We start from the raw sequence: 21,487 nt of genomic DNA on the forward strand, positions 1-21,487 counted from the left end.
CTCTAACCTTTGATTATGGAATTGGAGGTATTTTTCATGACACAAGGCGAAAAAATTACTGTAACAAACGGAGTTTTAAATGTACCAAACAACCCAGTAATCCCATTTATTGAAGGAGACGGTATTGGTCCTGATATTTGGGCAGCAGCTTCCCGCGTGCTAGATGCAGCTGTTGAGAAAGCATATAACGGCGAGAAAAAAATCGAATGGAAAGAAGTATATGCCGGAGAAAAAGCATTTAACAAAACTGGTGAATGGCTTCCGGAAGAAACTTTAGAACAAATTCGCGAATACTTAATTGCTATCAAAGGTCCTTTAACAACACCAATCGGTGGCGGTTTCCGTTCATTGAACGTAGCACTTCGCCAAGAGTTAGACCTATTCGTCTGCTTACGCCCTGTTCGCTACTTTGATGGAGTTCCTTCTCCAATTAAGCGCCCTGAGGATACAGACATGGTGATCTTCCGTGAGAACACAGAAGATATCTACGCTGGTATCGAATACAAAGAAGGCTCAGATGAAGTGAAAAAAGTCATCGACTTCTTGCAAAATGAAATGGGTGTAAACAAAATCCGTTTCCCTGAAACATCAGGTATTGGTATTAAGCCAATTTCTAAAGAAGGAACAACTCGTTTAGTACGTGCTGCTATTAATTACGCTATTAAAGAAGGCCGTAAATCTGTTACTTTAGTACATAAAGGTAACATTATGAAATTTACGGAAGGCGCTTTTAAAAACTGGGGCTATGAATTAGCTGAGAAAGAATTTGGCGATAAAGTATTCACTTGGGCTCAATACGATAAAGTTAAAGAAGAGCAAGGAACAGAAGCGGCGAACAAAGCACAAGCTGATGCAGAAGCGGCTGGCAAAATCATCATTAAAGATGCAATTGCTGATATTTTCCTTCAACAAATTCTTACTCGTCCAAAAGAGTTCGATGTAGTTGCTACAATGAACTTGAATGGTGACTATATTTCTGACGCGCTTGCTGCTCAAGTTGGCGGAATCGGAATTGCACCAGGGGCAAACATTAACTATGAAACAGGACATGCTATTTTCGAAGCGACACACGGAACAGCTCCGAAATATGCAGGGCTTGATAAAGTGAACCCTTCTTCTGTTCTGCTTTCAGGTGTATTAATGCTTGAACACTTAGGATGGAATGAAGCGGCTAAACTCATCACTGCATCTGTTGAAAAAACAATTGCATCTAAAGTAGTTACTTACGACTTTGCACGTTTAATGGACGGTGCGAAAGAAGTAAAAACTTCTGAGTTTGCTGATGAACTAATTAAAAATCTTTAATTTAAAGCAACACCGTTCTTCTATAAGAAGAACGGTGTTACATATATTCTACACTTTACCTATCACCTAATTATAAGGGGGGAACTTTCCATGTCTTTAAAACGCAAAAAGATTTCCGTCATCGGTGCGGGATTTACAGGAGCCACTACGGCATTTTTACTCGCACAAAAAGAACTCGGAGACATTGTACTAGTTGATATTCCGCAAGCTGAAGGACCAACAAAAGGTAAAGCACTCGATATGCTTGAAGCGAGTCCGGTGCAAGGATTTGATACAAATATTATCGGTACATCCAGCTATGAAGAGACGAAAGATTCTGACCTCGTGATCATTACAGCCGGTATTGCCCGTAAGCCGGGAATGAGCCGTGATGATTTGGTGCAAACCAACCAAAAAGTGATGAAGGCTGTTACAGCTGAAATCGTGAAAAGCTCTCCGAACTGTCATATTATTGTCTTAACAAATCCTGCAGACGCGATGACTTACACGGTATTTAAAGAATCTGGCTTCCCTAAAAATCGTGTTATTGGTCAATCAGGTGTTTTGGATACAGCACGTTTTCGTACATTTGTTGCTCAAGAATTAAATGTGTCTGTTAAAGATGTTACAGGCTTCGTGCTTGGCGGCCATGGTGATGATATGGTTCCGCTTGTTCGCTATTCTTACGCAGGCGGCATCCCATTGGAAACTCTTATTCCAAAAGATCGGCTAGACGCCATTGTTGAACGTACACGCAAAGGAGGCGGCGAAATCGTTTCCCTTTTAGGTAATGGATCGGCTTATTATGCACCAGCGGCTTCTCTTGTTGAAATGGCTGAAGCTATTTTGAAAGATCAGCGTCGTATCCTTCCAGCTATTGCTTATCTTGAAGGTGAGTATGGTTATGAAGGACTGTATCTGGGTGTCCCAACGATCCTTGGTAAAGATGGTATCGAAAAAGTAATTGAACTGGAACTGACTGAAGATGAGAAAGCTGCTTTGAAAAAATCAATAGAGTCTGTACGTAACGTTATGGATGTTCTCTCTGAATAAGTAGTTCTATATGAAAGCCTGTCAATTCTATTGATGGGCTTTTTCCTTTTCTAGAGGTCAGGAAAACCCATTGCTTAAGCCTTCGGGTTCTTCCTTTTTCAACACGAAAAGGTTAAGGTATAATTGATAAGGAATGGCTAATTACTTTCCAAGGGGGACAAAATGAATAAAAAAGTTTTAGTTGTAGATGATGAACCATCCATTGTAACACTCATTAAATATAACTTAGAACAAGCTGGCTATGAAGTCATCACAGCATTTGATGGAGAGGAAGCGCTGAAGAGAGCAACAGAGGAATCTCCAGATTTGCTTGTCTTAGATTGGATGCTTCCCAAGCTGGATGGAATGGAAGTGTGCAAGGAGCTGCGACAGCGAAAAGTGTCAACGCCAATTTTGATGCTGACGGCAAAGGATGAAGAGTTTGATAAAGTACTCGGTCTTGAGCTTGGTGCAGATGATTACATGACGAAGCCGTTTAGCCCGAGAGAATTACTGGCACGGGTTAAGGCTATTTTGCGCCGCTTGCAGCATGTGCCGAAAATAGAAGAAGTCCCTACAGAGGACACAGGGCTCGTTGTGGCAGATATTGAAATTTATCCTGAGAAGTATGAAGCGTATTTCCAGGGGAATTTATTAGAGCTTACTCCGAAGGAATTTGAATTGTTGCTTTACCTTATGGAGAATAAAGGCCGTGTGTTAACACGCGATCAGCTATTGAGTGCTGTTTGGAAATACGACTTTGCTGGTGACACTAGAATTGTCGATGTACATATAAGTCATTTGCGGGAAAAAATTGAGCAAAATTCAAGAAAGCCAGAGTACATAAAAACCATTCGTGGATTAGGTTATAAATTAGAGGAGCCAAAGCCTTCATGATTAAATTTCGTACCCGACTAATGCTTGCCCTTCTCTCTTTAATTGTTCTAGTTCTAGTTGCTCTCGGCATTATTCTTGGACAAATGTTCAAAGGCTATTATTTATCCACCTTTAATGAGCGCTTAGAAAAAGAGACAGAAGTACTGGCAGGACAAATTAACCGGGAAGGCGGCTTGCAGGCTTTTAATACGGATATGGTAAAAGACTGGAGTAAACAGCTGCAGGTTCGAATCTCTCTTGCTGATGCTTCGGGAAAATTGGTTTTTGATAGTGGTGCTTTTGATGACTCAACTATTTCTGATCATCAGGAAATTGTTAAAAGGCTGGCTGGGATGGGATCTTCTACTGCCTATCGAGAATCTCTTTTTAATAAATTCGGTGAACACTATCATTGGCGGACGATAAAAAATAAAGACGGTCAAAAGGACGGAATGATTGTATTAAATACAAAGGTCAAGGATCTGGACAATATTTACCAGCAAATTTGGCTAATCTTGCTTTTCTCACTCGGAGCCTCTCTTGTTTTGCTTACATTGTTTAGTACAAAAATTACAAATCGTTATACGAAACCAATCGAATCCGCAACGAAGGTAGCGATAGAGCTCGCAAAAGGGAATTATCGGGCGAGAACGCATGAAATTCCGCCTGATGAAGTTGGCATGCTGAATACGTCGATTAATATTCTTGCCCGTAATTTACAAGAGATGATGCAGGCGCAGGAAATGCATCAAAACCGGCTTTCAACTTTAATCGAAAATATGGAAAGCGGGCTGCTTTTGATTGACGACCGCGGTTTTATCACGATGGTCAACAAGTCATTTAAACGTCACTTTCATTTAGAAAAGAAGCAGTTAATAAGGAAAAGGTATCATGAGGCGATTCCTCATGAACAAGTTATTGACATCGTTGAAGAAGTTTTCATGACCGAACAAAATGTACGCAGACAGCTGTTATTGCCGCTTGGCATCGAAAGAAAACATTTTGAGGTATCAGGTGCACCTATTATTGGGACGAATGCCGAGTGGAAAGGGGTACTAATTGTATTCCATGACATTACAAGTTTGAAAAAGCTTGAACAAATGCGCAAAGATTTTGTGGCAAACGTTTCCCATGAATTGAAAACGCCCATTACTTCTATTAAAGGCTTTACCGAAACTTTACTAGATGGTGCACTAGAAGATAAAGAAGCGTTAAAGATGTTTCTTACTATTATTTTAAAAGAAAGTGAACGAATGCAATCGCTTGTAATGGATCTATTAGAATTGTCCAAGATTGAGCAAAAAGGAATTTCCTTAAATATCACACAGCTATCGGTAGATGCACTCATTACGGATATGCTGCCATCTTTACAAAATCGGTTTGAAGAGAAGCAGATTGAGTTATCCCTTCAATTAGAAAAGAATTTATGGATTGAGGGAGATAGCGGTCGATTAAAGCAAGTGTTCTTTAATTTAATGACAAATGCCATTTTGTATACACAAGAAGGCGGCCATATAGAAGTTCGAGCATTTGAAGAGGATAACCGGGTAATCGTCGAGGTAGAGGACAATGGCATTGGGATGGATCCAGAAGAGCTGCCGCGGATTTTTGAGCGTTTCTACCGGGTAGATAAAGCGAGAAGCCGTAATTCAGGAGGTACTGGACTCGGTTTAGCGATTGTTAAGCATATTATCGAAGCGCATGATGGCGAGATTTTTGTTAAGAGTAAAGCCACTGAAGGGACAACATTTACCGTTTCGTTAAAAAAGCAGAATGAGGAGGAAGGTCGCTTTGAAGAAAAAAATCGTATTAATTGACGGCAACAGCATTGCCTACCGAGCGTTTTTTGCATTGCCTTTGCTGAATAATAATAAAGGTGTTCATACCAACGCTGTATATGGCTTTGCGATGATGCTGTTAAAGGTATTAAAAGAGGAACAGCCAACTCATCTTCTCGTCGCTTTTGATGCCGGAAAAACAACGTTCAGACATAAGACATTTGATGAGTATAAAGGCGGCCGGCAAAAAACGCCACCTGAGCTATCTGAGCAATTTCCTTATATTCGAGAATTATTAAAAGCCTATGGGATCGCCCAATATGAATTAGAAAATTATGAGGCAGATGATATTATCGGTACGCTGTCGCTTGAAGCAGAAAAAGATGGATATGAGATAAAAATCTATTCCGGTGATAAAGATTTGACGCAACTTGCCTCGGATGCCACAACGGTCTGTATTACAAGAAAAGGAATTACCGATATTGAAGAATATACTCCAGCTCATGTAGAAGAAAAATATGGATTAACGCCAGAACAGATCGTCGATATGAAAGGATTAATGGGGGATTCTTCTGATAACATTCCGGGTGTTCCAGGAGTGGGCGAGAAAACAGCGATCAAGTTGTTAAAGCAATTTGGTTCTGTAGAAAAGCTGCTCTCCTCCATTGATGAAGTAAGTGGTAAAAAGCTGCAGGAAAAATTGCGTGAGCATGAGCAGATGGCTGTTATGAGCAAAGAGCTCGCTACCATTTTACGAGAGGTGCCTATTAATTTTTCCTTAAGTGATTTGGAATATCAGGAAGCCAACAATGAAAGAGTATATGAGCTGTTTAAAGAACTGGAGTTTAATTCATTGCTTGAAAAGCTTGATCGACCAGCAGAAGAAGTTCCTGTACATGAAACAGTGAACTATGAGCTCGTTTCTGAAGTGACAGAAGACTTGTTCAGCGGAGAAATGGCCTTTTATTTAGAAATGATCACTGAAAACTACCATCGTACTGATGTTGTCGGTTTCGGAGTAAGCGGAGAAAAGGGTACGTGCTTTATTCCTGCCGAAGCGGCACTGCAATCAGCTGCCTTTAAAGCTTGGGCGGAGGATGAGACGAAGAAAAAATCAGTGTATGATGCGAAACGGACCATTATCGGATTAAGGCGGCATGGAATTGAGCTGAGAGGAATTGACTTTGATGTCTGGCTGGCTTCTTATTTACTGAATCCGTCTGAGTCGCCGGAAGATTTTGCGGCTGTAGGGAAGCTGCATGGGATTTCATCTATTCAATCGGATGAAACTGTATATGGGAAAGGCGCGAAACGCGGACTTCCTGAAGAATCTGATTATGCCGAGCATATTGCTTCTAAAGCAGCGGCCATTGAAGAGCTAAAATCAGTTTGCCTGAAGGAACTGGAGGAAAATCAACAGCTTGAATTGCTTTATGAGCTTGAACTGCCTCTTGCCTTTATTCTTGCTGATATGGAATCTGAAGGGGTTCAAGTTGATGTAGACCGTCTGAAAGAAATGGGCGAGGAGCTAAAAAGCAAGCTGGCTGACATTGAGCAGACGATTTACTCTCTTGCGGGCACAGAGTTTAACATTAACTCACCGAAACAGCTTGGTACGATCTTGTTTGAAAAATTGGGGCTGCCGCCTATCAAAAAAACAAAAACAGGCTATTCCACGTCAGCGGAGGTTCTAGAAAAACTGGCGCCCTCCCATGAAATTGTCGAGCATATTTTACATTACCGCCAGCTTGGCAAGCTGCAGTCTACTTATATTGAAGGCTTGCTTAAAGTAGTTGATGCGGATACTCATAAAATCCACACGCGCTTTAATCAGGCATTGACACAAACAGGCCGGTTAAGTTCGACAGAGCCTAACTTGCAGAATATCCCGATTCGATTAGAGGAAGGAAGAAAAATTCGTCAAGCTTTTACTCCATCAGAACCGGATTCTGTTATTTTCGCAGCTGACTATTCGCAAATTGAATTGCGTGTGCTGGCTCATATCGCGAATGATGAGAAGTTGATTGATGCTTTTTTACATGATCTTGATATACATACGGCCACTGCTGCAGATGTGTTCCATGTCTCACAGGATGAAGTGGACAGTAACATGCGCCGGCAGGCAAAGGCTGTAAATTTCGGTATCGTCTATGGCATTAGCGATTATGGATTGTCCCAAAGCCTTGGCATTACGAGAAAAGAAGCAGGCACTTTTATTGATCGCTATTTGCATACGTATCCAGGCGTGAAAGAGTACATGGATTCTATCATCCGGGAGGCAAAGGAGAAAGGCTTTGTCACTACCTTGATGCAACGCCGTCGCTATATTCCGGAAATTACCAGCCGTAACTTTAACTTACGCGGTTTTGGAGAGCGAACAGCTATGAATACACCTATTCAGGGAAGTGCCGCTGATATTATTAAAAAAGCGATGATTGATGTGGCTGAAAGGCTCGAAAAGGAAAAGCTTCAATCTAAGCTGTTACTGCAAGTGCATGATGAATTGATTTTTGAAGTGCCAAAAGCAGAAATTGAAACGATGAAGCAGCTTGTTCCAGAAGTAATGGAACAGGCCATTCAATTAAAGGTCCCGCTGAAAGTAGATTATGCATACGGGCCGACATGGTACGATGCTAAATAATAAAAGATAGAATAGAGAGGAGAGAGAGCAGCTTGCCTGAAATGCCTGAAGTAGAAACTGTCCGGCGTACGCTCAAACAGCTGGTCGTCGGCAAGACGATTCAACAAGTGGAAATCCGATGGTCTAACATTATCAAAAAACCCGAACAGGCGGAGCAATTTGCCGATGCATTAGTCGGTGAAACGATTCACGATGTATTGCGCAGAGGGAAATTTTTAATTTTTGCGCTCGATCATTATTCACTCGTGTCGCATTTGCGAATGGAAGGTAAATATCGGCTGCATGAAGATGGAGAACAAGAGGAGCCGCATACCCATATTTTATTCACCTTTACAGATGGTTCACAGCTGCGTTACCGTGATGTACGTAAATTTGGGACGATGCATTTATTTGAGCGGGGAAAAGAGCACGATTCTCTGCCATTATCACAGCTCGGGCCTGAACCATTTTCAGAGGACTTTTCTCTTGAATATGTAAAGAGCAAGCTAAAGAAAACAGAAAGAAATATTAAAGCCGTGCTGCTTGATCAAAAAGTGTTTGTCGGGCTCGGCAATATTTATGTAGATGAGGCCCTGTTCCGTGCAGGAATTCATCCTGAAAGGAAAGCTAATTCTCTCAGCGAAGAAGAGATCAAGATTCTGCATAAAGAAATTATCTCTACCTTGAAAGAAGCGGTTGATAAAGGAGGAAGCACGGTTCGTTCGTATGTCAACAGCCAAGGGCAGGCCGGCACCTTTCAAGAGACTCATTTCGTCTATGGCCGCAAAGGAGAACCTTGTAAACATTGTGGTGAATTGATCATAAAAATAAGAACAGCCGGAAGAGGAACCCATATTTGCCCCAACTGCCAGCCGCTTTCGCCTAGATAAGACTGAACCTTCCCATCTGTCCTTCCATATACTACAGTAACGTTTTGACAGGGGAGGAGCTGTTGGATGGATGGGTATCTTTCGTTGTTTATGTTGGCAGCGGCAGTCAGTTTAGATAGTTTTAGTGCAGGTCTTGCTTATGGATTAAAAAAGTTAAAATTGCCAGTGAAGTCTTCCATCATTTTATCGCTTTGTTCGGCATCAGCACTTCTCGTTGCTATGGGGACCGGCCATTGGATAAGCCGCTGGTTTAGCGAGGCAGCAGCAGGACGGATCGGCGGAATTATTCTAATTGCACTCGGGGCTTGGGTGCTTTGGCAATTTTTCCGGGAAGAGCAAAAGCACGAGCATCTTGAAGAAAAACAGCTTATTCATTTAGAATTGAAACGACTCGGGGTGGTCATTCATATTTTTAAAAGGCCGACAGCTGCTGATCTGGATCAATCCGGTACCATTACCAGTTTAGAGGCATTGCTACTCGGTTTCGCGCTGTCATTAGATGCGTTTGGGGCAGGGATAGGGGCTGCCATGCTCGGCTATTCAGCTATTGGGCTCGCGGCGGCCGTCGCTATTATGAATTTGTTGTTTGTGACAGGCGGCCTTGCTTGCGGTCGAAAATTTGCGAGCATCCAATGGGTACAGCGACTTTCCTTTTTTCCTGGCATTTTACTCATTATTTTAGGCACGTTAAAGATTTAAAGGTTTGGAGGGGAAAGTAATGGCAGCAATCATTGGACTAACAGGAGGCATTGCAAGCGGAAAGAGCACAGTTAGCCGCTTATTAAAAGAACGAGGATATGTAATTGTAGATGCGGACGTGGCTGCCCGGGCAGTAGTAGAGCCAGGCAGCCAGACGCTTTCCCAGATTGCAGAAGCATTTGGAGGCAGCGTTATTTTGCCCGACGGTTCACTCGATAGAAGCCGCTTGGGTGACATGATCTTCAATAATGAGGAGCAGAGAAAGAAATTAAACAGTATCGTGCATCCAGCTGTTCGCCAGTTCATGATGGCAGAAAAAGAGGCCGCTATTGAAGCGGGTAAGGAAACGATTATCATGGATATTCCACTTTTATATGAAAGTGGACTAACATGGATGGTAGATAAGGTGATCGTTGTGTATACCGATGAAGCAACGCAGCTGGACAGGCTGATGGCTCGCAATGATCTAAGCGAACAAGCAGCTAAAGTCCGCATTGCGTCTCAAATGCCGCTTGCAGAAAAAGCAGAAAAGGCAGATGCGGTGATTAACAATAACGGTACGATTGAACAAACGAAAAAACAGCTTCTGAAAATAATTGAAGACTGGCAGCTGACGCCTTGACCCGTTCCACAGTGAACGGTTTTTTTACGGATAAAATGAATAAAGCATTCTATTTGTCAAGCTAGCTTGACAAATAGAATAGAAGTAAAGTAAGCTTTACGTAAAGTTAACTTTACTAATAAGAAGGGGAGGAAGAATGAAAAATAAGATTCGGGAAAAACGCACAGAGAGAGACATCACGCAGGAAGAACTATCAAAAAAGTTAAATGTATCAAGACAAACTATTATTTCGCTTGAAAAAGGCAAATATAACCCTTCTCTCGTTTTAGCTCATAAGCTTGCTCAATTGTTTAATTGTCAGATTGAAGATTTATTTATTTTTGAAGGAGATGAGAATATTGAGTAAAATAGCAGCAAATAACTTAATAGGGTTGTCAGGTTTACTGCTTGGCGTGATCATTACCATTATTATTTATTTCATTAACCGTCATATCGGTGAGAAAAAACGATTATTTGATGAACGCCAGCAATACGTTACGACTCGTTCGAAAGCAGCTGCGTGGAATGTAACCTCTATCATTCTACTCGTTGCTTGGGCATTCATTATTGTGTATGACGGCATCTCTTTCTCATTTTTTCTTATGACCGGTATCTGGGTTGCGCACAACATTTCTCTTATCATTACGAGCATTTATTTCAGCGGTCAAAACTAAAGCTGACCGGGAACGAAACGAATGGGAATGCGATCGAAATAGCTTGATTGAAGGGATGATGAGTCATTCAATCTTCATTAGCTAAGCAGCTGATTTGTACATTATTTTCTGAATAGTTAAATTTATCATTTTGCGGTTTTTAGGCTTCCACTTGGAGGCAAATATGTTATACTAATTGCAGATAAAAAAACAATTAAGTATAACATTTATTTATATAGGAGGAGCCAGTGTATGAAGGCGAGAGTAGCGATTAATGGATTTGGACGTATCGGGAGAATGGTCTTCCGTAAAGCAATTTTAGAGGATACATTTGAGATTGTTGCGGTGAATGCAAGTTATCCTGCAGAAACGCTTGCTCATTTGATTAAGTATGACACAAATCATGGCAAGTTCGATGGAGATGTTCAAGTAGAAGAAAATGCGCTAATCGTAAATGGCAAGCGTGTTCAGTTAGTGAATAACCGTGATCCACGTGAGCTTCCATGGAAAGAACTTGGCATTGATATTGTAATCGAAGCAACAGGTAAATTCAATGCCCGTGAAAAAGCAGCTCTTCATTTAGAAGCTGGCGCAAAGAAAGTCGTGCTTACTGCTCCGGGTAAAAACGAAGATGTAACAATTGTAATGGGTGTTAACCAGAACGACTTAGATATTGAAAAGCATGAGGTTATTTCTAATGCATCTTGCACAACAAACTGCCTGGCTCCGGTAGCAAAAGTGCTGAATGATACATTTGGCATTGAAAATGGTCTAATGACAACAGTTCATGCTTATACAAACGACCAAAACAACATTGATAACCCGCATAAAGATTTGCGTCGTGCTCGTGCATGTGCTCAATCCATTATCCCAACATCTACAGGTGCGGCTAAGGCTTTATCCCTTGTTCTTCCGGAATTAAAAGGAAAAATTCACGGTATGGCTTTGCGTGTACCAACTTCTAACGTTTCTCTAGTTGACCTTGTAGTAGACTTAAAGCGTGAAGTAACGGTAGATGAAGTAAACGATGCCTTCATCAGAGCTTCTGAAGGCCCATTAAAAGGAATCATCGAATTCACAACAGAACCATTAGTATCGGTTGATTTCAATACAAATCCTCATTCTTCTATCATCGATGGTTTATCGACGATCGTAATGGAAGGAACAAAGGTGAAGGTTCTTGCTTGGTATGACAACGAGTGGGGTTATTCTTGCCGTGTGGTTGACCTTGTAAACTATGTTGCTGAAAATATGAAAAAAAAAGTTGAAGTAAACGCATAATCTGCAAATAGAGGGTTGGTCTATATCCTCTAAAAGTAAATAAAGCCCGCAGATAACTATCTGCGGGCTTTATCTGCTTCCTTTATCTTTGTAGAGAATTTTCTAAAAAATCATTTAGAAAAATGTTTGACAAGATGTTGCAAAATTAAACTGTTCACAGTATACTAATCTTCGTGAAATAAATAACCGCTTAAAGGGTTAGGACCTCTTCGGACTAACTTTCCCCCGTGGTGGTTATACTTTTACAACGAATCTCTAAAAATTGTAAAAGGGGGAAGCGATCATGGATACTATGGGTCGTCACGTAATTGCAGAACTTTGGGGCTGCAATCTTGAAAAATTGAATGATATGGAAACAATTGAACAAATCTTTGTGGATGCTGCATTAAAATCAGGTGCTGAAATCCGGGAAGTGGCGTTTCACAAATTTGCTCCTCAAGGAGTAAGTGGTGTCGTCATTATTTCTGAGTCGCATTTAACGATTCACAGCTTTCCAGAACATGGCTACGCGAGCATTGATGTATATACTTGCGGAGACCTTGATCCTAACATTGCTGCTAATTACATTGCAGAGGCGCTGGAGGCACAGACGCAGGAAAAAATGGAAATGCCTCGGGGAATGGGCCCTGTACAAATGAAGCAAGAAGCAAGTGTGTTATAACAAAGAGGTGTATGCGTGAGCATACACCTCTTTCATTTATTTACGTGATATTGCCTTGTGCATTTCGTTTCTTTTTAATATGATGAGAGTAATCAATTTAGAATCGGAGTTGGTAGAATGAAATGTCCGGCCTGCCAGCATAATGGCACTCGCGTAATCGATTCAAGACCGGTAGATGAAGCACGCTCGATCCGCAGGCGCCGGGAGTGTGAATCTTGTGCTTATCGATTTACGACTTTCGAAAAAGTGGAAGATTTGCCGTTGATCGTTGTGAAGAAGGAAGGCACGAGAGAAGAATTTAATCGTGACAAGCTTTTGCGCGGTTTAATTAAAGCCTGTGAAAAGCGTCCGGTTTCACTTGAGCAGCTTGAAAAACTAACGATGGACGTCGAAAAAGAAATTAGGAATTGTGGATTTTCAGAAATTCAATCAGAAAAAGTTGGAGAAATGGTCATGGACCGGCTGGCAGACATTGATGAAGTAGCCTATGTGCGATTTGCTTCTGTCTATCGCCAATTTAAGGATATTAATGTGTTTTTAGATGAATTAAAGGAATTAATTAAAAAAGAAAAATAACAGGCTGGAGGCAACGACCCGTTCTCTAGCTTTTTTTCATCGGTCAGCACAAGAAGTTTCAACATTGAAAGGTTAGATGATGAACATGAAAAGACATTGGAACGAAATTCAGCCGGTGGATGAATACATAGTTTGCTTGAATGGTATGCTTCATGAAACGGACCGGCGCATTTTAACGTTCTTGTATCAACCACTCCTCGGAACGAATTGCTTTAGTCTATATATGACACTCTGGGCAGAAGTAGAAGAAAATCGATTACGTTCGCAGACGGCGAATCACTATTATTTAATGAATTTTCTTGATCAAAACCTTCAAGAGATTTATGAATCTCGACTCAAATTAGAAGCGCTTGGATTGTTAAAAACATTCGTTAGAAAGACTGGCGATTTGCGTGAGTTCGTATATGAACTGCAGCCGCCGCTTACACCAGAACAGTTTTTTAACGATGGGATGCTGAATGTATTTCTTTACCGAAAAATCGGCCGTTCCCATTTTTTGAGAGTGAAAGAGTTTTTTTCAGACGATATTACGTGTACGGATGAACATTTAGAAATTACGAAAGATTTCCAGGAGGTTTTTTCTGCCGGACTGCCGCCGCTTGACCGTGATGTGATGGAAGATAGTCTTCTTTCGGAAGGCAAGCTGTTTATGGCTAAGCCGGATAGAAAAGGGGTTTCTTTGAAGGTGGAGCAATTTGATTTCAGCTTATTGGAAAGCTCTCTTCAAGGAGTGGTTGTAGCTAAATCAGCACTGACACCGCTCGTGAAAGAGACCATTGTCAAACTGGCCCATCTTTATGGAATTGAACCACTAGAAATGAAGAACCTATTGCTTACAGCCGTCGATGAAAAAGATGAAATTGATATCGAGGTATTACGTAAATCAGCCCGTGATTGGTATCAGCTTGAACGGAATGAACAGTTGCCCGAGCTCATTTATCTATCTCAGCCAGAGGCCCTGCGTACTGTTCACAGTGAACCATCAACGAAAGAAGAAGAATTGATCTATTATTTAGAAACGGTTTCACCGCGGCAGTTGTTGATTGATATTTCCGGCAGTCTTCCATCAAGTGCCGATATGCAAGTGATTGAAGGCGTACTCTTTCAGTATAAGCTGCCAGCTGGTGTTGTTAATGTGCTGATTCAATATGTTATGCTGAAAACTGATATGAAGCTGACGAAAAGCTATGTAGAAAAAATCGCTTCCCACTGGGCCCGTAAAAAAGTAAAAACGGTAAAGGATGCGATGGAGCTTGCTAAAAATGAACATCGTCAGTATGCTGAATGGGCAAAAAACAAGCAACAGCCAAAGCAAAGGGTAACTCGTACAGAAAAGCTGCCTTATTGGTTTAATGAAGAGGAAAAGGCAACAACTCTTCCAGCTGATGATGAAGAAAAGTTAAAAGCGATGAGGGAGGCTTTAGTAGAAGAAATTAAAAATCAAACGGCCGAGAAGGAAGGTGACAAATCGCAATGAAGCGAATAGGTGAGACGCTGAATAAATTAAAGCAGTCCCCAGACTTTAAATCTAGATATGAACAGACGCGTCGGGAGATTTTAAATGATCCGGCTGTTTATGCTTTTTTGCAGGAGCATCAAGACGACATTACTCCCGATGTGCTGGATAAACATTTAATGAAGCTATACGAATATAAAACGCAAAGTTTCTCCTGTGAAAAGTGCCCAAGCCTTCAAGAATGCGTTAATGTGATGAAAGGTTTTGAGCCAAAGCTTGTTTGGCGCCGCGGCGGCATTGATATTGACTACCATCGCTGTCCACGTAAAATCCGTGATGATGAACAGAGAAAGAATGAGAAGCTGATCAAAAGTCTATATGTACCGAAAGACATTTTGAATGCTCGTTTTTCCGATCTCGATTTTAATGACCTTGGGAGAATACCAGCCATTAATCTAGCTCGGCAGTTTACGAAAGACTATGTTGAAGGCAGCGAAATGAAAGGGTTGTTTATTCACGGATTATTTGGCGTGGGGAAATCTTATTTACTAGGTGCGATTGCGAATGAATTAGCGGACAAGGACGTTTCCTCCTTAATCATCTATTTTCCAGAGTTTGTTCGAGAAATGAAGCAGTCGCTTAATGATCAATCCATAAATGAGAAGCTTGAGCTCGTCAAAAAAGCATCTGTACTAATGGTTGATGATATCGGTGCCGAAGCAATGTCGAGCTGGATGCGCGATGAGATTCTTGGCACGATTCTGCAGTTCCGTATGCTTGAGGGATTGCCGACGTTTTTTACATCTAATTTCAGCTATAAGGAGCTCGAGCATCATTTAGCTCATTCTCAGCGTGGGGAAAGGGAAGAGATGAAGGCTAAGCGGGTAATGGAGAGAATTCAGTCTTTGACTACTCCTGTAGAAATGAAAGGGACCAATCGTCGAAAATAAAAAGCAAGTCTATTGATTTTTAGATAATCAAGGACTATAATACGGTCATACATGTAAATAATGAGACAAGTTTTGATAAGGACATGAGTATTTTCTTACGGTTTCCAGAGAGGGAAAGCAAGGCTGAAACTTTCCTAACACGAGGAATATGCTTACCACCTTTGAACTTCGGCCGTGAACACAGCACTGTTAGTAATGGACCGCCGGCAGCAGCCGTTATCTGATCTGGAGATTTCAACGTTTTTTGTTGAAAAGTAGGGTGGAATCGCGATATAAACCTCGTCCCTTCATTTTTGAAGGGCGGGGTTTTTTATTTTGTCAAAAAAATAAGGAGTGTTAAAAATGTCTGAAATGCTGAATATTACGTTTCCTGATGGATCAGTCAAGGAGTTTCCAAAAGGAACAACAATAGAAGAAATCGCCCAATCAATCAGCCCGGGCTTAAAGAAAAAAGCGCTTGCTGGAAAGATAGACGGTAAGCTGCTTGATTTGCGCACACCGATCGAAGAAAGCGGCAGCCTGGAAATTGTCACACCAGATCATGAAGACGCTTTGGAAATTCTTCGTCACAGTACAGCCCATTTAATGGCTCAAGCGATTAAACGTCTGTATGGGGAAGATAAAGTGAAACTTGGGGTCGGACCTGTCATTGAGGGTGGATTCTATTACGATATTGACCTTGATGAATCCATCACACCAGAGGATCTGCCGAAAATTGAAAAAGAAATGAAAAAAATTATCGGCGAAAATGTAGAGGTTGTCCGTAAAGAAGTGAGCCGTAATGAAGCTAAAAAACTGTACGAGGAAATTGGCGACGAGTATAAGCTAGAGTTAATCGATGCCATTCCGGAAGATGAAACAGTGACCATTTATGAACAAGGCGAATTCTTTGATTTGTGCCGCGGCGTGCATGTACCATCTACAAATAAAATTAAAGAATTTAAGTTGTTGAGCATTGCGGGAGCTTACTGGCGTGGAAACAGCGATAATAAAATGCTGCAGCGCATTTACGGTACTGCTTTCTTCAAAAAAGAAGATTTAGAGCACCATTTAAAAATGCTTGAGGAAGCAAAAGAGCGTGACCATCGTAAAATCGGTAAAGAGCTGGATCTTTTTATGAGCTCACAAAAAGTTGGCCAGGGGCTGCCAATGTGGCTGCCAAAAGGTGCAACGATCCGTCGCATTATCGAGCGCTACATCGTCGATAAAGAAGAAAGTTTAGGCTATCACCATGTATATACACCTGTAATGGCGAATGTAGAGCTTTATAAAACGAGCGGACACTGGGATCATTATCAAGAAAATATGTTCCCGATTATGGATATGGATAACGAGCAGCTTGTTTTACGTCCGATGAACTGCCCGCATCACATGATGATTTATAAAAATGGCATTCATTCTTATCGTGAACTGCCAATCCGAATTGCAGAGCTTGGCACGATGCACCGCTATGAAATGTCAGGAGCCCTTTCCGGCCTGCAGCGTGTACGCGGCATGACATTGAATGATGCACACGTTTTCGTTCGTCCAGATCAAATTAAAGACGAATTTAAGCGAGTAGTTCATTTAATTTTAGAAGTGTATAAAGATTTCGAGTTGCATGATTACTCATTCCGTTTGTCTTATCGTGATCCGGCAGATACAGAAAAATATTACGATGATGATGAAATGTGGAATAAGGCACAAAGCATGCTCAAAGAAGCAATGGATGAAATGGGGCTTGACTACTTCGAGGCAGAAGGGGAAGCAGCGTTTTATGGGCCGAAGCTTGACGTGCAAGTAAAAACAGCGCTAGGCAAAGAGGAAACATTGTCGACTGTTCAGCTTGACTTCTTGCTCCCAGAGAGATTTGATTTAACATACATCGGTGAGGATGGCAAGCAACATCGTCCAGTTGTTATTCACCGTGGTGTCGTTTCAACAATGGAACGCTTCGTCGCTTTCTTAATTGAGGAATACAAAGGAGCCTTCCCAACTTGGCTGGCACCGATTCAAGTACAGGTTATTCCAGTTTCTGTGGATGTTCATCTCGACTATGCAAAAGAGGTACAGGAAAAATTACGTGCAGCAGGTCTTCGTGTGGAGCTTGACAGCCGCGACGAGAAGATTGGCTATAAAATCCGTGAAGCCCAAATGCAAAAAATTCCGTACATGCTCGTAGTCGGTGATAAAGAAATTGAAACGAATTCCGTCAATGTTCGTAAATACGGTGAGCAAAAATCGGAAACAGTAGCGTTCAGCGATTTTATCGATATGATAAAAAAAGAAGCAAAAAAAGCATAACATTTCAAAAAGATGTTGCTTAATGAAACAAACTTTGTTAGAATTGTTTTTGTTGAATTGCTTTCGATGAGTTGACGAACAATGCTCGTTATGATATAATGCTAAGGTGAACTGAATACACATAAACAAGAAGAAGCACCCGCTTCTCACCTGATTGACGCATCAGCAGTTACCAGGTTTGAATGTAATGATAAATGACAGTTTTGTCGTTTTATGCGGGTATGCACTCATGCCCGCATTTTTTATTGCATAAAAACTGAGAATCGCTGGCGTCAATGTGTGTTCCGGAATAGCATCGTTTATTCTAAAAAACCTTGGAGGTGGCTCATTATTAGCAAAGATATGTTTGTAAACGAAGGGATCCGCTCCCGTGAAGTCCGTTTAATCGACCAAAATGGAGAGCAGCTTGGTGTTAAATCAAAGAACGAAGCTCTTGAGATTGCCGGACGCGTGAACCTTGACCTTGTGCTTGTTGCGCCAAATGCAAAACCGCCGGTTGCCCGCATTATGGACTATGGCAAATTTAAATTTGAGCAGCAGAAGAAGGATAAGGAAGCACGTAAGAATCAAAAAATTATTAACTTGAAAGAAGTCCGTCTTAGCCCGACAATCGAGGAACACGATTTTAATACAAAATTGCGTAATGCGATTAAGTTCTTGGAAAAAGGCGACAAAGTTAAAGCTTCCATTCGTTTCAAAGGGCGTGCGATCACTCACAAAGAGATCGGCCAACGCGTACTTGATCGTTTTGCTGAAGCATGTAAAGAAGTATCTACTGTGGAAACAAAGCCAAAAATGGACGGCCGCAGTATGTTCTTAGTATTAGCACCTAAAAACGAAAAGTAATCAGTTTGAGGAGGAAGACGAAAATGCCAAAAATGAAAACTCACCGCGGCTCAGCGAAACGTTTCAAAAAAACAGGTTCTGGTAAATTAAAACGTTCTCATGGTTACACTAGCCACTTATTTGCCAACAAATCTACAAAGCAAAAGCGTAAGCTCCGCAAAGGAACTCTTGTATCTAAAGGCGATTTCAAACGTATTCGCCATATGCTAGACAATCTTAAGTAAGACCAGCACTTATATTTTAGGAGGTAAATATTATGCCACGCGTAAAAGGCGGAACAGTAACTCGCAGACGTCGTAAAAAAGTTCTTAAATTAGCAAAAGGTTTTTTCGGTGCTAAACACCGTTTATATAAAGTAGCTAACCAACAGGTTATGAAATCTTTACAATATGCTTATCGTGACCGTCGCCAGAAGAAACGCGACTTCCGTAAGCTTTGGATTACTCGTATCAACGCAGCTGCTCGCATGAACGGCCTTTCTTACAGCCGCTTAATGCACGGCTTAAAGCTTGCAGGTATCGAAGTAAACCGTAAAATGCTTGCTGACTTAGCTGTTAACGATCTACAAGCATTCAACCAATTAGCTGACGCTGCTAAAGCACAGTTAAATAAATAAGAAGCTTTTCAAAAACAGGTCCGCTTTTTAGCGGGCCTGTTTTTTTACGGGCATGAACAAGAAGATAGCTTATAAGCTAATTTTATTTTTTACCGTCAAAAAAGCGTTTGAACCGATCCATTTCTGGGTCTTCTTTTAGTTTTGTCACCTCATAAGGGCTTTCTGTCTGCTTGCCGTCAACCCGAACTCCGATTTGCGATGTACCCTCAGGATCAGCAATAATGCCTTCGTATCTTCCATCAAAATGCGGGTCGCCATTGTTCGTTTGGATGTTTGCTCTTTCTCGAGGCATGGATGTTCACCTGCTTCCATTATTCTTCTTTGTATTGTTCTCCCAAGCCTGTGTTGTTATGCAACTATTAAGAACGAGAAAATCTATCTTTACGCTCAGTTCATCATCACCGTTAGGCCGCTTTTTTTGCTAAACTAACATGGAGGAGTGAGTGGCATGCTTATTTATTTTATCTTGATTAATCTAGTGAGCTATATGGTAATGGGAAATGACAAGCGAAAAGCGAAGCAGGGAAAATGGCGAATACGTGAGAGCACGCTTTGGCTGCTGGCCCTTATTGGAGGGGCAGTCGGCAACTGGGTAGCTATGCAAACCTATCGCCATAAAACAAAGCATCTATCGTTTAAGTATGGCATGCCTGTTCTAGCGTTAATTGACCTCGGTCTACTAGTTTATTTTTCATGAATGGAGGAAAAAAAGATGGATTTATTAAAGTTGTTCCGCATGCAGCGGGCGCTCGACGAATACATTGAAACAGAACACGGCTTGCAGGAAGCTGACTTGTTTGATAAAAAAGTGCTGGCTTTGCTCGTAGAGATTGGAGAACTGGCGAATGAAACACGCTGTTTTAAATTTTGGAGTTTAAAACAGCCAAGTGAACGCAAAGTTATTTTAGAGGAGTTCGTAGATGGTGTTCACTTTATTTTATCACTTGGATTAACATGCTCTCTAGAACAAGAAGCAGTTATCACCGAAGCAGAGGCAGCAAGTTCAGTGACAGAGCAGTTTCTTCGTGTATATAAAGCGGTTCATGTATTCAAACAGGAAAAGTCAACGGATACATATCAACAGTTGCTTCAAAACTATTTTTTACTTGGCCGCTTGCTAGGTTTTTCAGCAGAAGAAGTAGAAGAAGCCTATGTGGCAAAGAATGAAGTAAACTATGAAAGACAGCAGCAAGGGTATTAAGCGGAAATTTTTGTATAATATAAGAGAAATACGTATAATGAAAACGGATCCATATTTTTTAACAGGAGGAATGGTGTATGGCTAAAATGGACGAAACATTGATGATGCTGAAGGATTTAACGGATGCTAAAGGAATTGCCGGCAATGAGCGTGAAGCACGGGCCGTTATGAAAAAATACATAGAGCCGTTTGCGGATGAAGTGACAACAGATAACCTGGGAAGTTTAATTGCTAAAAAGTCAGGAGCTGAAAATGGGCCAAAAATTATGGTTGCCGGCCATTTAGATGAAGTCGGCTTCATGATTACACAAATTGACGACAAAGGATTCCTCCGTTTTCAAACAGTAGGCGGCTGGTGGAGCCAAGTAATGCTTGCACAGCGTGTAACCATTGTAACGAGAAAAGGGGATATCACAGGAGTGATCGGTTCCAAACCGCCGCATATTTTATCACCCGAAGCGCGCAAAAAGCCGGTAGAGATTAAAGATATGTTTATCGACATTGGCGCATCGAGCAAAGAAGAAGCGCAAGAGTGGGGCGTGCGTCCAGGTGATATGGTCGTACCTTACTTTGAATTTACAGTCATGAACAATGAAAAAATGCTGCTTGCAAAAGCATGGGACAACCGTATTGGCTGTGCGATCGCCATTGATGTCATGAAGTATATTAAAAACAAACAGCATAAAAACACTGTATACGGTGTTGGAACAGTACAAGAAGAAGTGGGGCTGCGCGGGGCAAAAACATCAGCTCAGGCGATCCAGCCAGATATCGCGTTCGGTGTAGATGTGGGAATCGCCGGCGACACACCAGGTGTTTCCAGCAAAGAAGCGATGAGCAAAATGGGCGATGGCCCTCAAATTATCCTTTATGATGCCTCTATGGTTTCACATAAAGGATTACGCGATTTTGTAACGGATGTAGCTGACGAATTAAACATCCCTTACCAATTTGATGCTATGGCAGGCGGCGGTACAGACTCTGGTGCCATCCACGTAACATCAGGCGGCGTACCAAGTCTATCCATCACGATTGCTACAAGATATATCCACTCACACGCCGCAATGCTTCACCGTGATGATTACGAAAACGCCGTCAAACTCATCGGAGAAGTCATCCTGCGACTAGACCAAGACACAGTAAACAAAATTAAATTTGATTAATGAAGAAAACCGCCGTACGCA

Annotated in this window: 23 protein-coding genes and 2 other annotated features; of the genes, 22 read left to right on the top strand and 1 reads right to left on the bottom strand. The window is 41.5% G+C overall.

From position 1 onward, the window contains the following. Positions 1–15 precede the first annotated feature (15 nt). The 19 genes from icd (at position 16) to rplT (ending at position 19,102) form a co-directional block, all read left to right on the top strand. Complete coding sequence (icd, locus tag A8F95_RS00710; protein WP_281181734.1) at positions 16–1,305, top strand: NADP-dependent isocitrate dehydrogenase; 1,290 nt, start codon at positions 16–18, stop codon at positions 1,303–1,305. A gap of 90 nt (positions 1,306–1,395) precedes the next feature. After that, positions 1,396–2,337 (top strand): malate dehydrogenase, encoded by a 942-nt coding sequence (mdh, locus tag A8F95_RS00715; protein WP_049663705.1) that lies wholly within the window; start codon positions 1,396–1,398, stop codon positions 2,335–2,337. Positions 2,338–2,499: 162 nt separating this feature from the next. Continuing rightward, entirely contained in the window at positions 2,500–3,213 is a 714-nt protein-coding gene (locus A8F95_RS00720; RefSeq protein ID WP_065408806.1) for a response regulator transcription factor, read from the top strand. Next, a complete protein-coding gene (gene pnpS / locus A8F95_RS00725; RefSeq protein ID WP_065408807.1) occupies positions 3,210–5,009 on the top strand; it encodes a two-component system histidine kinase PnpS in 1,800 nt (599 codons plus the stop codon). The genes A8F95_RS00720 and pnpS overlap by 4 nt, the downstream gene beginning before the upstream one ends. Then, positions 4,984–7,611: a DNA polymerase I gene (gene polA / locus A8F95_RS00730; RefSeq protein ID WP_176713586.1), complete on the top strand. Its 2,628-nt coding sequence runs from the start codon at positions 4,984–4,986 to the stop codon at positions 7,609–7,611. The genes pnpS and polA overlap by 26 nt, the downstream gene beginning before the upstream one ends. Positions 7,612–7,643: 32 nt before the next feature. Then, positions 7,644–8,480: a DNA-formamidopyrimidine glycosylase gene (gene mutM / locus A8F95_RS00735; protein WP_065408809.1), complete on the top strand. Its 837-nt coding sequence runs from the start codon at positions 7,644–7,646 to the stop codon at positions 8,478–8,480. A 66-nt stretch (positions 8,481–8,546) separates the two neighbouring features. Further along, the gene (gene ytaF / locus A8F95_RS00740; protein ID WP_049663697.1) at positions 8,547–9,179 is read left to right on the top strand and encodes a sporulation membrane protein YtaF; all 633 of its coding nucleotides are present in this window, start codon (positions 8,547–8,549) and stop codon (positions 9,177–9,179) included. Positions 9,180–9,198: 19 nt separating this feature from the next. Continuing rightward, entirely contained in the window at positions 9,199–9,801 is a 603-nt protein-coding gene (gene coaE / locus A8F95_RS00745) for a dephospho-CoA kinase (protein ID WP_065408810.1), read from the top strand. 136 nt (positions 9,802–9,937) lie between these two features. Then, entirely contained in the window at positions 9,938–10,147 is a 210-nt protein-coding gene (locus A8F95_RS00750; RefSeq protein ID WP_065408811.1) for a helix-turn-helix transcriptional regulator, read from the top strand. After that, a complete protein-coding gene (locus tag A8F95_RS00755) occupies positions 10,140–10,454 on the top strand; it encodes a DUF2178 domain-containing protein (RefSeq protein ID WP_065408812.1) in 315 nt (104 codons plus the stop codon). The genes A8F95_RS00750 and A8F95_RS00755 overlap by 8 nt, the downstream gene beginning before the upstream one ends. Before the next feature lie 231 nt (positions 10,455–10,685). Then, a complete protein-coding gene (locus tag A8F95_RS00760; protein ID WP_065408813.1) occupies positions 10,686–11,714 on the top strand; it encodes a glyceraldehyde-3-phosphate dehydrogenase in 1,029 nt (342 codons plus the stop codon). A 283-nt stretch (positions 11,715–11,997) separates the two neighbouring features. Continuing rightward, a complete protein-coding gene (gene speD / locus A8F95_RS00765; protein WP_041097721.1) occupies positions 11,998–12,375 on the top strand; it encodes an adenosylmethionine decarboxylase in 378 nt (125 codons plus the stop codon). A gap of 117 nt (positions 12,376–12,492) precedes the next feature. Beyond that, positions 12,493–12,951: a transcriptional regulator NrdR gene (gene nrdR, locus A8F95_RS00770; protein ID WP_049663688.1), complete on the top strand. Its 459-nt coding sequence runs from the start codon at positions 12,493–12,495 to the stop codon at positions 12,949–12,951. Between the two features lie 85 nt (positions 12,952–13,036). Beyond that, positions 13,037–14,428 (top strand): replication initiation and membrane attachment family protein, encoded by a 1,392-nt coding sequence (locus A8F95_RS00775; protein ID WP_065409409.1) that lies wholly within the window; start codon positions 13,037–13,039, stop codon positions 14,426–14,428. Beyond that, positions 14,425–15,357 (top strand): primosomal protein DnaI, encoded by a 933-nt coding sequence (dnaI, locus tag A8F95_RS00780; protein ID WP_065408814.1) that lies wholly within the window; start codon positions 14,425–14,427, stop codon positions 15,355–15,357. The genes A8F95_RS00775 and dnaI overlap by 4 nt, the downstream gene beginning before the upstream one ends. A gap of 63 nt (positions 15,358–15,420) precedes the next feature. After that, positions 15,421–15,647 (top strand) — a binding site (T-box leader). Between the two features lie 52 nt (positions 15,648–15,699). Next, complete coding sequence (thrS, locus tag A8F95_RS00785; protein WP_065408815.1) at positions 15,700–17,640, top strand: threonine--tRNA ligase; 1,941 nt, start codon at positions 15,700–15,702, stop codon at positions 17,638–17,640. 121 nt (positions 17,641–17,761) lie between these two features. Next, positions 17,762–17,891 (top strand) — a sequence feature (ribosomal protein L20 leader region). A gap of 76 nt (positions 17,892–17,967) precedes the next feature. Beyond that, entirely contained in the window at positions 17,968–18,486 is a 519-nt protein-coding gene (gene infC, locus A8F95_RS00790) for a translation initiation factor IF-3 (protein ID WP_176713617.1), read from the top strand. Positions 18,487–18,509: 23 nt separating this feature from the next. Then, positions 18,510–18,710 carry a 50S ribosomal protein L35 gene (gene rpmI, locus A8F95_RS00795; protein WP_041097707.1) on the top strand — a complete coding sequence of 67 codons (201 nt, stop codon included), beginning with the start codon at positions 18,510–18,512 and terminating at the stop codon, positions 18,708–18,710. 32 nt (positions 18,711–18,742) lie between these two features. Further along, the gene (gene rplT / locus A8F95_RS00800) at positions 18,743–19,102 is read left to right on the top strand and encodes a 50S ribosomal protein L20 (RefSeq protein WP_065408816.1); all 360 of its coding nucleotides are present in this window, start codon (positions 18,743–18,745) and stop codon (positions 19,100–19,102) included. A gap of 82 nt (positions 19,103–19,184) precedes the next feature. Here the strand turns inward: rplT and A8F95_RS00805 are convergent, their stop codons facing one another. Next, the gene (locus A8F95_RS00805) at positions 19,185–19,394 is read right to left on the bottom strand and encodes a hypothetical protein (protein WP_065408817.1); all 210 of its coding nucleotides are present in this window, start codon (positions 19,392–19,394) and stop codon (positions 19,185–19,187) included. Positions 19,395–19,550: 156 nt separating this feature from the next. On the opposite strand from A8F95_RS00805, the gene A8F95_RS00810 reads away from it, so the two are divergent. The 3 genes from A8F95_RS00810 to A8F95_RS00820 all read left to right on the top strand — a co-directional run bounded on the left by A8F95_RS00810 (position 19,551) and on the right by A8F95_RS00820 (position 21,466). Next, positions 19,551–19,799, top strand: a complete 249-nt coding sequence (locus A8F95_RS00810; protein ID WP_065408818.1) for a DUF1294 domain-containing protein — start codon at positions 19,551–19,553, stop codon at positions 19,797–19,799. Positions 19,800–19,814: 15 nt separating this feature from the next. Further along, positions 19,815–20,303, top strand: a complete 489-nt coding sequence (locus A8F95_RS00815; RefSeq protein ID WP_065408819.1) for a dUTP diphosphatase — start codon at positions 19,815–19,817, stop codon at positions 20,301–20,303. A 77-nt stretch (positions 20,304–20,380) separates the two neighbouring features. After that, complete coding sequence (locus A8F95_RS00820) at positions 20,381–21,466, top strand: M42 family metallopeptidase (RefSeq protein ID WP_049663671.1); 1,086 nt, start codon at positions 20,381–20,383, stop codon at positions 21,464–21,466. Positions 21,467–21,487 lie beyond the last annotated feature (21 nt).

This window comes from Pseudobacillus wudalianchiensis, assembly GCF_001685015.1.
GTDB classification, from domain to species: domain Bacteria; phylum Bacillota; class Bacilli; order Bacillales; family Domibacillaceae; genus Pseudobacillus; species Pseudobacillus wudalianchiensis.

Bases quoted from the DNA above. Each gene is read 5' to 3' on its own strand.
- icd (WP_281181734.1), top strand. From the start codon at position 16: ATGGAATTGGAGGTATTTTTCATGACACAAGGCGAAAAAATTACTGTA.
- mdh (WP_049663705.1), top strand. From the start codon at position 1,396: ATGTCTTTAAAACGCAAAAAGATTTCCGTCATCGGTGCGGGATTTACA.
- A8F95_RS00720 (WP_065408806.1), top strand. From the start codon at position 2,500: ATGAATAAAAAAGTTTTAGTTGTAGATGATGAACCATCCATTGTAACA.
- pnpS (WP_065408807.1), top strand. From the start codon at position 3,210: ATGATTAAATTTCGTACCCGACTAATGCTTGCCCTTCTCTCTTTAATT.
- ytaF (WP_049663697.1), top strand. From the start codon at position 8,547: ATGGATGGGTATCTTTCGTTGTTTATGTTGGCAGCGGCAGTCAGTTTA.
- coaE (WP_065408810.1), top strand. From the start codon at position 9,199: ATGGCAGCAATCATTGGACTAACAGGAGGCATTGCAAGCGGAAAGAGC.
- A8F95_RS00750 (WP_065408811.1), top strand. From the start codon at position 9,938: ATGAAAAATAAGATTCGGGAAAAACGCACAGAGAGAGACATCACGCAG.
- A8F95_RS00760 (WP_065408813.1), top strand. From the start codon at position 10,686: ATGAAGGCGAGAGTAGCGATTAATGGATTTGGACGTATCGGGAGAATG.
- speD (WP_041097721.1), top strand. From the start codon at position 11,998: ATGGATACTATGGGTCGTCACGTAATTGCAGAACTTTGGGGCTGCAAT.
- nrdR (WP_049663688.1), top strand. From the start codon at position 12,493: ATGAAATGTCCGGCCTGCCAGCATAATGGCACTCGCGTAATCGATTCA.
- A8F95_RS00775 (WP_065409409.1), top strand. From the start codon at position 13,037: ATGAAAAGACATTGGAACGAAATTCAGCCGGTGGATGAATACATAGTT.
- dnaI (WP_065408814.1), top strand. From the start codon at position 14,425: ATGAAGCGAATAGGTGAGACGCTGAATAAATTAAAGCAGTCCCCAGAC.
- thrS (WP_065408815.1), top strand. From the start codon at position 15,700: ATGTCTGAAATGCTGAATATTACGTTTCCTGATGGATCAGTCAAGGAG.
- rpmI (WP_041097707.1), top strand. From the start codon at position 18,510: ATGCCAAAAATGAAAACTCACCGCGGCTCAGCGAAACGTTTCAAAAAA.
- rplT (WP_065408816.1), top strand. From the start codon at position 18,743: ATGCCACGCGTAAAAGGCGGAACAGTAACTCGCAGACGTCGTAAAAAA.
- A8F95_RS00805 (WP_065408817.1), bottom strand. From the start codon at position 19,394: ATGCCTCGAGAAAGAGCAAACATCCAAACGAACAATGGCGACCCGCAT.
- A8F95_RS00810 (WP_065408818.1), top strand. From the start codon at position 19,551: ATGCTTATTTATTTTATCTTGATTAATCTAGTGAGCTATATGGTAATG.
- A8F95_RS00815 (WP_065408819.1), top strand. From the start codon at position 19,815: ATGGATTTATTAAAGTTGTTCCGCATGCAGCGGGCGCTCGACGAATAC.
- A8F95_RS00820 (WP_049663671.1), top strand. From the start codon at position 20,381: ATGGCTAAAATGGACGAAACATTGATGATGCTGAAGGATTTAACGGAT.